The organism is Emticicia sp. C21 (genome assembly GCF_003418935.1).
Lineage (GTDB): Bacteria > Bacteroidota > Bacteroidia > Cytophagales > Spirosomataceae > Emticicia.
Map to the genome: position 1 here is coordinate 781841 of NZ_QVMT01000001.1, position 14455 is coordinate 796295.

A 14455-nucleotide genomic window follows, 5' to 3' on the forward strand; every position below is an offset into this window, starting at 1 on the left:
AGTTACGACTTCGACTGTTTTACAAACCCTCCAGCTTATTCCTTATAAAATACGCGTTTTACCCGCTCGCTTACACCCGTCAGGATTTCATAAGGGATAGTGCCGATAGAGGCTGATAATTCATGGATAGGCAAGTCTTTACCAAAAATGATTACTTCATCTCCCTCTTCGCATTTGGTTTCTGTAACATCTACCATTGTCATATCCATGCACACATTGCCTATCACAGGGCATCTGACACCATTCACCAGGACAGTCCCTACTCCTTTGCTAAAACCTCTGTCGAAACCGTCAGCATAGCCAATGGCAATGGTAGCAATACGGGAATCTTTTTCTAAAACACCTTTGCGGCTATAACCTATGGTCTCCCCTTTTTTAAGATGTTTTATCTGTGAGATAATTGTTTTTAATGTTCCGACAGTCTGCAAAGATTTCTGCTCTAATCCGGTAGCTTCTACGCCATATAGCCCGATTCCTAATCTCACCATATCAAATTTCGCTTCGGGAAAACGGATAATTCCGGCTGAATTACAGATATGTCGTAATGGTACTTCACCTTTCGGTAGTGCCTGTATAATCTTGTCAGACATACGTTCAAAACGCTCTACCTGCGATTTTGAGAAATCGTTATGCTCGCTTTCATCGGCACCCACCAAATGGCTGAATATAGAAGCTATTTTGATGGATGGATTCTGCTTTAAGGACTCAATCAGTTTATCAATATCCTGTTCTTCAAAACCCAATCGGTGCATGCCCGTATCCAACTTGATATGTATTTTGAAAGTGGAATCAGGAAATGATTTGATAAAATCATGAAAACGCTTAAATATCTGAAAGCTGTATATCTCCGGCTCTAAATCATATTCAACCAATTTGCTGAAAGTTTCTGGTTGCGAGTTGAGTACCATAATCGGCAATTTTATACCACTTTGGCGTAAAACTACACCCTCGTCTGGATAGGCCACTCCCAGATAATTTACCCGATGATATTCTAATAAACTGGCTACTTCTGCACTTCCGCTACCATAAGCATAGGCTTTTACCATTACCATAATTTTGGTATCACTGCCTATTTTGCCGCGATAGAAATTCAGATTATGCGTCAATGCATCCAGATTTATCTCGAAAACCGTTCCATGCACTTTCTGGATTAGTCTGTCTACGATCTTTTCAAAGGCAAATTTTCTGGCGCCTTTTACTAATATCAAGCTATCATGTAATTGATTGATTGGATATTCTTCCAGAAAACCTTCAGTAGAATGAAAAAAAACAGCGCTCTCATCAAAATATCTGGCATTTCTTGAAATATCCTCACCGATACCAATTAGTTGGTCTATTTCTTTGCCTTTTATTAATTCGGCAATGCTCCTGTATAATTCAGTTTCTTTCAAACCCGACTGCAATAAATCGCTGATGATTAATACCTTATGATTTTTGGTATGATGCTGACTCATAAAATTGAGCGCCATATTTAAACCTGCATAATCATTATTATAAGTATCATCAATGAGGTAGCAGTCATTAATCCCCTGCTTTAACTCCAGGCGCATGGCGATAGGTTTCAAAGCCATCAGAGCTTCTGAAGTAACGCTTAAATCCTGTCCTTTGGGGTTTAATAAAAGTTTGGCAAAAACGCAATGTATGGCGTTTTCTATAGAGGCGTCATCAGTGAACGGGATTCTGAATTCATATTCTTCGGCATCCCAGTTGATAGTTAAAGTACTATAGGTAGTTGCTTTGGTACACGTCACATTAATCGGACTCTCCTGACTTTTCGACCAGCCAATCAATTCAATTTTTGGATTAACGGCTTTTAGCAAAAGCTTGATTTCTTCGTCTATTTCTTCGTAATCTTTGCAATAGATAAGCGTTTTGCTTTTGCGAAACAGACGCAACTTTTCAGTAACTTTCTGCTTGCGACTTCTGAAACCCTCATCATGTGCTGAACCGATATTGGTAAAAATACCAATGGTCGGGCTAATGATGGGTTCAAGATTCTCCATTTCACCTGATTTTGAAATACCTGCCTCAAAGATACCTAATGTATGGCTCTCATTTATTTGCCATACCGATAGCCCTACTCCTATTTGAGAATTATAACTTCGCGGACTCTTAATAATGGTATAATCTTTTGCTAATAACGCACTTAACCACTCCTTTACAATGGTTTTTCCATTGCTACCCGTAATACCAATGACAGGAATATTGAATTTCTTCCGATGGCCTGCTGCCAAATTCTGCAAGGCTCTGATACCATTTTCTACCAACCAGAATTTTGCTTCCGGAAAATGTTCGCTTAGGTCCGGCTTGGCTGCTTTTTTCTCAACAACAAACTCACGGATACCTTTTTCATAGAGTTCTTCAATAAAATTATGTCCGTCGTGGCGTTCTCCTTTAATGGCAAAAAAGATGCTTTGCTGAGGTTGAGAAACAAAACGACTATCAGTCAATAAGACAGTAGCCTTCGTAATAATAGGTTCAGAAAAGAAATTCACTGTATATGTTGTAGAAAATGGCTAAGACTAAGGAAAACAATCTTATAAAGAGGGTACTAGCTCTAAATTGATTGTACTCGACGCCGAGATAAATTTGTTATTTTCGGCCTGCAAAATGAGCTTATTGTTCGATAATTCGAGGATTTTAAATTCTCCGCCAAATCCGGTAATCTGAATATCCAGCACCTTATCATCGTTTTTCAGGTACCAACTTCCGGCATTTACAATCTGTTTAGAAACGCGGTCTCTGCCACGGGTTACATTATCTGCACGAAATTCAAAATCAAAAGCAAAAATGGCTTGTGCCTGTGAGCCTACTTCATTTTGAGACAAAGTTTTACCTGTAGGATCTGTAAAACGGTCTAATTTCCAGAAATTGGCAGTAAGGATTTTGGCCGAAGCATTAACAGGTTCTTCTTTTTTGTCTTTACAAGCAAAAACAAAAGAAATTAATGTAAGAACTAATAGTAATTTTTTCATTGTGAGTGAGACGCATCAATACGCCTGATTTGAGAATTAATCGACAAAATTAGCATTTTCAGCTTAGAACTAAAAACGCCTATTGTAATCATTTTATTCCAAATCATAGGGTAAATAATCGTTTACTTTAGCGCCAAACTTATGTAATTCTCTTACAATGGTGGAGCTGATTGGAGCTAACTCAGGAGAGGTAATCAGGAAAACAGTCTCTAAATCTTTTATTAAATGCCTGTTTACCTGCGATATGGTGTTCTCATATTCAAAATCTGTTGTATTTCTTAAACCTCTCAACAAAAACTGAGCGCCGTATTGCTGAGCTATGCTGGCGGTCAGCCCATCGTAAGAAATAATGCTGATATTATCTGCCTCATGAAAAGCTTCTTTAATCTTCAGCGTCATTAAGTCGAGGGGAAAGTAACGGTTTTTCTGCGTATTTGTACCAATGCCTATAATCACTTCATCAAAAAGCTTTAATCCACGTTTGACAATATCTGCATGACCCTTGGTAAATGGATCGAATGAGCCGGGGAAGAAAGCTACTTTTTTCATGAAATGGGGTCTGAGTTAAATATTCGTTTTGTTGCACTAATACAGATAATATGAACAGAATAGCGTATAATATCGGTGTTCGGGAATTTGCTCAAAATACTGACTGAATTTTATTTTTGTCGGATTCCGGGCAAATTCAATATTTTTAAGGGTCTTACTTAACAAAGTATAGCCCTCTGAAAAAGAGGTTATCTCGCCATAAAATGTAACCGGCATTTCTGTTTCCAGCCCTAATTCATTCATGATAAACAATACATGATATACCATATCAGGTGCAGTACGGTATTGAAAACGGTTGCAGAAATGCAATTTATCTTCCTGAAAATAAATCAGTGATACATAATTTTCTTCAAAATACAGATGCAACCCTTTATTGGTTTTATCTTTCACAATTCCCTCAATCAAAGTACTAATGACAGGCACAGGGGTAATTTTCTTGGCCGGATACATTTCTTTTATCCAGTTAACCAGATTTTTCTCAACACTGAAAACATTCATAACCCCGTAGTGTGTGTGCTTATACTCAAATATCTGTTCCTGCTCTGTCAGGTTCTTGCCTGCAGCAAAGTTGAGATATTTGACTACTTCGTCAGATTGGTAATATTCTTCAGGAATCAGCGTAAAATGATTGGCATTAACCGTTAATCGGATGGTTTTCCAGTAATTGGCTGTTAAAAACTGATGGCTTTGGTAGATGCGCTGAACCGTGCTCAGCAATTGATTGTGTGTCAATAACGAAAATACGTGATAATCTTCCAGCCACATGACTGCATTATGAATCGTATTATAAACGGCAAAGCGAAAACGATCATGTCCCACTTCAATCATCAAATGGCTATCGGCTATCTGACTCACATCAAAGCGATCATCTTTTATCTCAAAGCTTGGTGAAATATGCGTAACTGTGGCCTCCAAGTGTATTATTGGATTTGGTTGTTCCTATTCAAATTGTCGTTTCCCTGACAATGTTAATCAAATTTATACGATTTCCTAACGATTTATCGCTAAATATACATCTTCTGTGAAAAACTCCCTGTTTTTTACAGGTATCCATCTCACATCTTTTATTATCTGGGCATCATGATTTACTTCCGGGTCTGTTCCTTTCATCAATTTCCCCGACAGAATCTGCACACTAAAATACAATTCGATGGCGTGTATAGGTGGGTGTATAAACTCATTCTTATATAAAAAACTTCCCACTTTTATATGATATCCGGTTTCTTCTAAAAATTCTCTTTCAAGCGTTTTTGTCAGGGTTTCCCCCTCTTCCATGCCTCCGCCGGGTGGTAACCATACGTCATTCTCATTTATGACTCCTTTATGACAAACCATCAGCACCTGTTCATTTTCTATGCAAATACCGCATACCCGTATCCGAATCTTATTACTATAGAGTTTTTTTACTGTTTCCTGTGCATCATTTATCATAGAGCATGCTGAAAAATTGTGCAAAGATACAGATTGCAGTTTATGTGCGTGTATGTAGGCAGGTGAAAATTACTATAGGTTAATCAATAACTAATTACTGCAGGATTTTATTTCGGCTGTAAATATCGCATAATTATTTACTTTGAAACCAGCATCTAAAATAATAGCTTTTCCGGATTGAAACTTTACTCTAGTCCTATCATCAGAAATGTTAGTGCCAATCTGACTTTGGGATTGTATGTAATCTGCAGCCTGGAAATCTCTTGAAATTGACCTTAATGGCTCATTGATACTAAGGTTGGTTTCGGCGACTGAAACTGTACAGCTTTTACTTCCACCAGATGAGCAATGGGCAGTATATACGCCAGGCGTTGGTATAAAACTAATGTTGTTGCCGGTCATGCCATTAGACCATGTCACTGTTCCGGGACAATCTTCAATACTTAAAGTAATAGGTGTATTGGGGCAAATACTTACACTTTGCTGATTAATTGAAATTTCACCATTCCAATATTTTAAAATTGAACCACTTGAACTTGCTATCCACCCATGCGAGGCATCAGTAAATTTAATAGCCCAGAAATCACCCGATATTTTCAAGTATTGTTTTGTCCATGTATTCCCGCCATCAGTTGTCCTAAAAAAAGACTCTTCTCCTACAACCATTCCGTTGTTACTATCCCAGAAATATACATTTCGCAGGTTATAGTAGGGAAAGTTGAGATTTTGCTTATTCCAGGAAACACCACCGTCGGTTGTCCTCAATAAGGTATTATGCCCTGTCGCAAAAATAGTTGACTCGTCTTTTATGAAAAGGTTATAATAATAATCTCCTGTATTAGTATTTTGAGGTATCCAGTTATTCCCCCCATCGGTTGTCTTTAAAATAACATCTCTGCCTCCCACAATCCAGCCAGTGTTTTCATTGATAAATTTTACTTTATATAAATATTTGGTATCACCACTATTCTGTGGGTTCCATGTTTGCCCCCCATTTATTGTTTTCAGAATTGTGCCATTATGCCCTACACACCAACCAGTATTTTCATTGATAAAAAATATTCCTAATAATTCCTGAGTAGTATTGGTAGTTAAAACACTCCAGGAAGTACCTCCATTAGTGCTTTTAATTATTTTGCCATCGTATCCTGCTGCAAAAAGTGTATGCTGAGGCGTAAGGCAAATATCATTGAAATTATAAACCCCCGAATTGTTACTCTGTGTCCAGGTACTACCACCATTGGTTGTTTTGTAAATACTTGTGCCAACTGCCCAACCAGTATTATTGTCTTTAAAATCAATATCATAAAAACCTGAATTAATAGTTGGCGCAACAATAGTCTGCCAGTTGTTTCCATTATCAATACTCAAACAAATCCGCCCATCATAACCAACCGAAACACCTCTATTACCATTAAAGGCAAAATAATCTCCGATAGAATAGGTCGGGCGAAAAAAACTCCAGGTATTGCCGCCATCAGTGGTTTTACCAGCCGCACCGTATTCAAGAAAAGCTATCCCATTCTGACTATCAGAAAAATGAAAGGATGTAACCTGATAGCTTGGGTGTACTTCTAAAAACATCCAGTTATTACCAGCATCATTTGTTCTTGCCATTCCACCCCCTCCAAATGATACCCAGCCCGTATGTGCATTGATAAATTCTGAGTGGAAAAATGAAGTATTTTCTCTAACCAATTTTGTTTCCCATGTATTCCCGCCATCTACGGTCTTTATGATTCTGCCAGGATGGAGCATAATAATCCCCTCATTTTCATTCGCAAAATGTATTTTTGAAAGTCCGTTATAGCTATTCGTTTGAACGCTTGACCACGAAACACCACCATTAGTTGTTTTCAGCAAAGTTCCATAACCCCCTGAAATCCATCCTGTAGTTGAATTAACAAAGAAGACATCAACGAGACTTTCACCACTTGGACTATAAATTTCAACCCAATTTACACCACCATTAGTGGTTCTATAAATCTTATTACTGCCGACAATAATACCTGTGGATTCATTTATAAAATGCACTGCATTCAGATGAATCGAAATTGTATTATTTAATACACTCCAGGTAAGTCCGCCATCAGTGGTTTTCACTACAGTACCATACATACCAACAGCCCAACCGTGGTTCTGATTTAAAAGGAATACATCTGTTAAGGTATTGCCTTGCGGGATGGGTCTCTGCCAAATCCAGGATTGTCCGTTTGTAAAAAAAGTACAAAAAGATAGCAGCAGCAATAAACTTGCTTTTTTGTTTAGGTTAGTCATGAGAGAGGGTATATGTTTGGGTCGCAGCTGAATTTTAATAGCCCAGCATTTATTTCCCCAAACATAAAGAAAATTCGGTAGTAGTGAAGATGAATTTTCAATTATTTCATGCTTAAACTTAGTTAATCAGAAAATTAATTGTATTCTAATACATCATTGAATATTTCTCCTAAATTTGACCTGTTAATCAAACCTTATTGTACATATACCCACATACAAAATGACCCCGGCCGACAGAATCATAGAACTAACCGAAAAGCTGAATTATTATAATGAACGCTATTATATGGATAGTGTTTCGGAGATTTCAGACCAGGAATTTGATTTCCTGCTGAAAGAATTAGAAGCTCTTGAAACTGAGTTTCCTGACCTGAAACAACCCGATTCGCCATCGCACCGGGTAGGTGGCACTATCACGAAAAACTTTGCCAGTGTTGCACACCGCTACCCGATGCTATCGCTGGCCAACACCTATAGCGAGCAGGAATTGATTGATTTTGACGAGCGTGTAAGAAAAGGGCTCAATGGCGAAAGCTATGAATACGTATGTGAACAGAAATTTGACGGAATATCTTTATCAATGACTTTTGATAATGGAATTTTTGTGAGAGGGGTAACCAGAGGTGACGGGGTAAGAGGAGATGATATTACCACCAACGTAAAAACATTAAGGAGCTTACCTTTGAAAGTAAATAGTAGAGAGGGCATCTCACTCCCACCGATTTTTGAAGTGCGTGGTGAGGGGTTTCTGCCTTTTGCCTCGTTTGAAAAAATGAATAAAGATGCCGAAGAAGCGGGTGAAGAAAGCTATGCTAATCCAAGGAATGCGGCTTCGGGTACATTTAAATTGCAAGATTCAAAAGAGGTAGCGCGTAGAGGTTTAGATGCTTATGTTTATCAGTTTCTGGCCGATCAGGAGATTTTTGCAACACATGAAGAAAGCTTGGTGGCTTTAAAAAAACTGGGCTTTAATGTATCTCAAACGTGGCAAAAATGTGCCAATATAGCCGAAGTAATGGCCTATATCAAAGAATGGGAAGAAAAACGCTATTCTTTGCCATTGGCTACTGATGGGATTGTGATTAAGCTCAATTCTTTTGCCCAAAGAGAAGAATTAGGCTATACGGCCAAAAGTCCAAGATGGGCGATTGCATATAAATACAAGGCAGAATCGAAACCTGCTATTCTACGGGGTGTTACCTATCAGGTTGGTCGCACGGGAGCTATTACTCCGGTAGCTGAACTGGATAATGAAAAGCTTAATCATAAAGGTATTCATTTATCAGGCACTACTGTAAAACGCGCCTCATTGCACAATGCCAATGAAATTGAACGTCTGGATTTAAGAATTGGCGACACAGTTTTTGTAGAAAAAGGTGGAGAGATTATTCCGAAAGTAACAGCTGTTGACCTTTCGCGAAGAGGGATGTTTGATACGCAGAAAATAGAATATCCTACCAATTGTCCTGAATGTGGTGCTGAATTGTATAGAAAAGAGGGAGAAGCCAACCACTATTGTCCGAATGAAAAGGGTTGTCCGCCACAAATCAGAGGGAGAATAGAGCATTTTATCCACCGCAAGGCGATGAATATTGATAGTTTGGGAGAAGGGAAAATTGAATTACTTTATGAAAAGGGTCTGGTATTGGATGCCTCAGATTTATATAAACTGACCTACGAACAGTTGTTTGGCTTAGAGAAAGTAATTGAAGATAAAGAAACAGGAAAGGTTAAAAGAGTTGGTTTCAAAGAAAAAACAACACAGAATATACTGGATGGAATAGAAAAATCAAAGCAAATGCCATTCAAGCAGGTGCTTTTTGCCATAGGTATCCGATACGTAGGGGCAACCGTTGCCGAAAAATTAGCGAGCTTTTTCAAGAATATTGATGCTATTAAAAATGCCTCTTATGAAGAGCTGAGAACTGCACCAGAGATTGGAGATAAGATTGCCTTAAGTATTCTGGAATACTTCCAGAATGAGGATAACCGTCAGTTTATTGAGCGTCTAAGAGCGGCAGGTTTACAACTGACCGCGCAGAATGAAGTAAAAGAAATAGAGGGTGATATACTGGCAGGAAAAACATTCCTATATACCGGAACATTCGAAAACTTTGAACGTGAGGCTTTGGAAACAAAAATTGAAGCCAATGGTGGCAAAGTAGTAAGTGGGGTATCAGGCAAGTTAGATTACTTGATTGTAGGAGATAAGCCAGGATCTTCTAAACTCGAAAAAGCTAAGAAACTTAATGTAAAGATGATTTCAGAAACCGAGTTTGTGGCTATGCTGGAAGCATAGAAACTGTTTGAGTTAAACTTGTTGAAATAAATCGACTAGTTCATCTATTAATCTTTTCCCGATTGTTCGGTCTGGGTCTAAGTCAGGGTCGTAAATGGTTAACTGAAAACCAGTTACGAGCCCTGACTTGATGAAAGTTCGGAGCAAAGTTATCAGTTCATCGTAAGATAAGCCATCTTCCTGTGGAGAATCGACTGCTGGCATTAGGTCACTGTCTAATACATCAGCATCTACGTGTAGCCAAACGCCATCCACCTTGTTTTGCTTTAGTTTTTCAATAAACTGATTGGCAGTCTCTACAATTCCTTCCTCACGCAATACGGGTAAATCAGCACTAAAAATATCGGTATGATAAAAGCTACCATTGAAAGTTTCATCGTAGCAACGATTGGCAAATTGGGCCGTATTGGTTTCTGCCACATAAGGCTTTAGCTGATTGAGATTCGTAACGGCATCATCACCTACGCCTGTTACAATTGCCAAGTCCATTCCTGCTGCCCCACCAGTTGATGAACTGACTTTAGCAATGGCATAATCGGTATGTCCATCAATATGTACCAATCCATAATTTCCTGATTGTTTCAGGGCTAACATACTGCCTATCAGAATACTGCAATCTCCGCCAATCACAATCGGGAATTGATTTTTGACAACAATTTCATTAATTACTCCTGCATATTGTTTAGAATACTCAATCAATTCAAGCAGGTTTCTGATACCTGTTTTTGACTCAACTTCGCCTGAATAAGCCGGGGGAATAATCGAATAAGATTTGGCAATATTCAGCCTTTCTCTGAATAAGAATTGCTCAAATACAGCAGGTGCTTTTCTCGTGCCTGGACCATCTTTATCGGCATAAGACATACGTTTCAGCCCTAAGTTAGATGGAGCTGAAACGTAAACTACTTCTTTGTTATGAATATGTTTTGTTGGTGCCGAAGAATCATTCATAGCATTATTTATCCATATTCAACCAGACTACTTTTTGTTCTGACGTATGTTCTTGTCCGATAATATCTCTGTACAAATCTGGCCTGCGGGCTTTTTTATAACGGTAACCACCTGCCTGAGTTAATTTTTCAGGGGTAAGCGTAGCAGTTACAAAGTCGTCTCCTAAGGTTCTGCATTCGGCTATTACATCTCCAAATGGATCTACAATCATCGAGCAACCATTTTTTAACTGGTGGGCATCCATACCAATCGGGTTTGAGAAAATGGCATAGATGGCATTGTCATAGGCTCTGGCAGGTAGCCATTTCATCAACCATCCCCTACCTTTCATTCCATCAAACTCTAAACGAAGTGAAGTCGGGTCTGCCTCTCTGTTTTCCCAGAGCTTAGGGTCAACAAAACCTGCGCCCGGACGAGTAGACGGTGTACACATGGTTACATGCGGCATGAAAATAATATCGGCTCCCAGCAATGTAGTTGCTCGTACATTTTCAATCACATTATTATCATAACAAATCAGAATACCACATTTCCATCCGTGTATCTCAAATACACAATAAGCATTACCAGGTGTAAGATGTGTGTTGATAAAAGGGTGTAATTTACGGTATTTAGCAACCAAGCCATTTTTATCGACGCATACATAGGCTTTGAATATATTATCGTCTTTATCTTTTTCAAAAAGCCCCGCCAATACCACAATATCATGCTTTTTGGCAATGGCAATCAGTTGTTGAATGCTTTCTCCATCAGGTATCAGTTCAGCTACTTCGAGCATTTGCTCTTTTGTAAAGGGCATGGCAAAAGTATAACCCGTAACAGAGCATTCATGAAAAGCAATGACCTGTGAGCCTTCGGCTGCGGCTTTTCCGGCCAGTTTGTCAATAATAGATAGATTATAAGCTTTATCTCCGCTCTTGTTTTCGAATTGAGCGGTTGATACTTTCAGGTTGTTCATTAATAATCAGGTTGGTAATGGTACAAATTCTGTTTCTCCCGGAATCTTAGGAAAAGTCTGCTCCTGCCATTTAATCTTGGCTTCGTCTATGGTTTCTTTACTGCTCGATACAAAATTCCAATAGATAAAACGTTCTTCCGGAAATGGCTCTCCACCAAAAATATAAATGCTCGTATTTTCTTTTATGGTAAACTCACAGAGTTCATCTTGCTTGGCAACTAATATGCGCTTGGGTTCATAGCTGATTCCCTGGTTTTCAATGCTTCCCTCCAGAATATACATCGCTACTTCGCCAAATAATTCATGCCCGATTTTAATGGTTTTCTCATTTGTGCTTTTGAGCTCCAGCAAAAACAATTTACTATATACAGGCACAGGAGACTTATGCCCAAAGGCAGTACCTGCAATCAGTTTATAAGCTACGCCATCATTCTCCCAGGTAGGTATAACATCTTCCGAAGCATGATAAAATGAGGGATCCATGTCTTCCAAACCTTTGGGCATTGCTACCCAGATTTGGAGGCCATGCAGCATTTTATCAGATGCTCGCAGGTATTCAGGGGTACGTTCTGAGTGCACTATTCCCTTGCCGGCCGTCATCCAGTTTACTTGTCCGGGTTTGATTTCCATTTCCACTCCCAGACTATCGCGGTGCATAATGCTTCCCTCGAAAAGATAGGTCAGGGTTGAAAGCCCGATATGTGGGTGCGGTGGAACATCAATATTCTGGTATTCACCCATACAAGCTGGCCCCATATGGTCGAGAAAGATAAAAGGCCCTACGGTGCGTTTCCCTCTGAAAGGCAACAAACGCCCTACCATAAAATTCCCTATATCATGCGGGCGCTCTTCTATTATCAGGCTGATGTTGGACATGGTTTATTGAGTGAGTTAGTGATTTGAAATCGCGAATGGTGAATTATGAATTAGCGAATATTCTAAGAATAAATCTTTATTACAATTATTCACTAATTCGTAATTCATGATTCACCATTAAAATAATCACTCATTCATTCCATTATGCTATTCCTGCCATCCACTGCATCATATTCTGTATCCAGAACATGATTTTCATGGTGTATTTTCTGAATACGAGCATAGATGGGTCGACAGCTTTGCTGTTATTATTAAAGTTTAAATCTAATAAGAGTTTATTCTGTGGGTCAACCTTTACAGAGCTGATGGCTTTATCAAACTTATACAGCTTTGATTTCTCCTCTCCATTCCACGGAATTAATTCCTGTTTACCATCGGCAAACTGTACTGAGATTTCGGTCGGTAATATCATATCGCCCAAACGTTCTACCGTGAATTGTCCGGAAACTTTACTATCTTTTTCAATATTGTTGATAGATTTCAGGGCATAATCAAGCACAGGAGCTTTATATAAGACCTGATCGAAATACCAGTTCATATCTGTTCCGAAACGATTTCCGGTGCGTTTGGGTACAATTTCGTTTACCACATCAATAAAATCTCTTACACATGGGTGCTTAAAACGCCAGCGGATAAAATAGGTCTGCATCACTTCGTCCATTGTGCTGCGGCCTATCATATTCTCTAAGGTCTTAAGCAATGTGGCTGTTTTGGTATAGGTCATAATGCTATAAGTTCCTTTCGGATACTCCCAGGCATTGCGAAAAACTTCTGTAATCTTCGGGTTTTTCATAGTTATATAGCTAATTCGCGAGGTCTCCATGTCGTTTATCGTAAAACCTATAAAATCAATCTGAGACCCTGGGGCATAGTTTTCATCCATGATTCTACCCTCATAATATTGGTTAAATCCCTCGTCTAAGAACGATTCTTCAAACTCATTGGTAGCCAGCATTCCTTGGAAATACTGGTGGCCGAATTCATGTACCGTTACCAATTCGGGAAACCTGAAACCTTTTGGGAGGCCCCAGGCCGTGCCGCAGGTGATAAATGTTGGATACTCCATCCCACCGGAACCAGCCCCATTTACGGGTGGATCAATCAGACTTAAAACTGTATGGGGGTATTTGCCCAGATTTTTCTCAAAATAAGTTAATGCCGTAATTGCCGACTGAAAGTAGCGTTCGGTAGAGCCTGAATGCTCCGGTTGCATCACAGCTTTTATTTTTACATGCTTCCATTGGCGCTCGCTGATAACAAAGCGAGGTGAGGTTGTCCAGGCAAAATCATGCACATCTTCCGCCAGATAGGTAATGGTTTTAGTACCATTTGTATGAGGTGATTCGCTTTGGAAAATACCTGTAGCTGCCAGCTGATACTCTTTTGGCACAGTCATGCTGACTTTATAGGTGCCAAAATCGGCGTAAAATTCGGTATTGGCATGAAACTGATGGCAATTCCATTGCCCTTTGGTCGCATAACGCATACCAGCTGGCTCATACACACCAATTTTAGGGAACCATTGTCCTACCAGAAAATAATTATCGGCAAAACCCGTACGGGCAAATATCTGAGGAAGTTTGGCCTTAAAATTTATATCCAGTGTAATGCTTTCATTAGGACTTAGTGGCTTACTGAGGGGCACACTGATAACCGTCTTATCTTTCTCGTTCAGATCGTCTGTCTGTATAAATTTAATCTTTTTTGTTAGCGTCTCACCGTTCCTTATCTGCATCGATTCAATAGTAATTGAGCCTAAATTCATAGACTTAGATGGATCCATCATATCGCCGCGCAATTGTCCACCCGACTCTTTCATAAAAGTCGAGTTTTTATCTTTGAACGCATTGAGGTAAAGATGAAACTGCAATTCTGAAATACGATCGTTTGAGGTATTTTTCCAGATTAATGTCTCCTTGCCAAAGAGCGTTTTTTTATCAGCATCGAGCACAACATCAATGGTATAATTGGCAATCCGATTGCTGAGTGGTTTGTTTTGTGCTGTGGCAGTAGCAACCAGGCAAAACAAGAGAGATATACGCAGAAAATGAATCATACAATCATTTATTAGTGGACTATAATTTACTGGCAAGCAGCGTTTGAGTTTGGCTATTATACTGTTTGCAATTTAGATAAATT

General features: G+C 39.1%; 11 protein-coding genes. 1 reads left to right on the forward strand and 10 read right to left on the reverse strand.

All coding sequences use genetic code 11. The annotated features are described in order from the left end of the window. Positions 1-35 precede the first annotated feature (35 nt). The 6 genes from D0T08_RS03230 to D0T08_RS03255 form a co-directional block, all read right to left on the reverse strand. Positions 36-2495, reverse strand: coding sequence for a bifunctional UDP-N-acetylmuramoyl-tripeptide:D-alanyl-D-alanine ligase/alanine racemase (locus D0T08_RS03230; protein WP_116981120.1), 2460 nt, complete (start codon positions 2493-2495; stop codon positions 36-38). Positions 2496-2537: 42 nt separating this feature from the next. Further along, on the reverse strand, positions 2538-2975 hold the full coding sequence (locus tag D0T08_RS03235) for a hypothetical protein (protein WP_116981121.1): 438 nt from the start codon (positions 2973-2975) through the stop codon (positions 2538-2540). A gap of 93 nt (positions 2976-3068) precedes the next feature. After that, on the reverse strand, positions 3069-3524 hold the full coding sequence (gene coaD / locus D0T08_RS03240) for a pantetheine-phosphate adenylyltransferase (protein WP_116981122.1): 456 nt from the start codon (positions 3522-3524) through the stop codon (positions 3069-3071). A gap of 36 nt (positions 3525-3560) precedes the next feature. Further along, the gene (locus tag D0T08_RS03245; RefSeq protein WP_116981123.1) at positions 3561-4439 is read right to left on the reverse strand and encodes a DUF3822 family protein; all 879 of its coding nucleotides are present in this window, start codon (positions 4437-4439) and stop codon (positions 3561-3563) included. A gap of 75 nt (positions 4440-4514) precedes the next feature. After that, a complete protein-coding gene (locus D0T08_RS03250) occupies positions 4515-4955 on the reverse strand; it encodes an NUDIX hydrolase (RefSeq protein ID WP_116981124.1) in 441 nt (146 codons plus the stop codon). Positions 4956-5045: 90 nt separating this feature from the next. Next, positions 5046-7232 carry a YCF48-related protein gene (locus D0T08_RS03255; protein ID WP_116981126.1) on the reverse strand — a complete coding sequence of 729 codons (2187 nt, stop codon included), beginning with the start codon at positions 7230-7232 and terminating at the stop codon, positions 5046-5048. A 220-nt stretch (positions 7233-7452) separates the two neighbouring features. Between D0T08_RS03255 and ligA the strand changes: the two genes are divergently transcribed. Next, positions 7453-9531, forward strand: a complete 2079-nt coding sequence (gene ligA, locus D0T08_RS03260) for an NAD-dependent DNA ligase LigA (protein ID WP_116981127.1) — start codon at positions 7453-7455, stop codon at positions 9529-9531. Positions 9532-9543: 12 nt separating this feature from the next. Here ligA and D0T08_RS03265 read toward each other — a convergent pair whose 3' ends face one another. The 4 genes from D0T08_RS03265 to D0T08_RS03280 all read right to left on the reverse strand — a co-directional run bounded on the left by D0T08_RS03265 (position 9544) and on the right by D0T08_RS03280 (position 14372). Further along, positions 9544-10482, reverse strand: a complete 939-nt coding sequence (locus tag D0T08_RS03265) for an arginase family protein (protein ID WP_116981128.1) — start codon at positions 10480-10482, stop codon at positions 9544-9546. A 4-nt stretch (positions 10483-10486) separates the two neighbouring features. Next, a complete protein-coding gene (locus tag D0T08_RS03270; RefSeq protein WP_116981130.1) occupies positions 10487-11440 on the reverse strand; it encodes a nitrilase family protein in 954 nt (317 codons plus the stop codon). Between the two features lie 6 nt (positions 11441-11446). Continuing rightward, positions 11447-12316 carry a pirin family protein gene (locus tag D0T08_RS03275; RefSeq protein WP_116981131.1) on the reverse strand — a complete coding sequence of 290 codons (870 nt, stop codon included), beginning with the start codon at positions 12314-12316 and terminating at the stop codon, positions 11447-11449. A gap of 142 nt (positions 12317-12458) precedes the next feature. Continuing rightward, the gene (locus D0T08_RS03280) at positions 12459-14372 is read right to left on the reverse strand and encodes a M1 family metallopeptidase (RefSeq protein ID WP_116981132.1); all 1914 of its coding nucleotides are present in this window, start codon (positions 14370-14372) and stop codon (positions 12459-12461) included. Positions 14373-14455 lie beyond the last annotated feature (83 nt).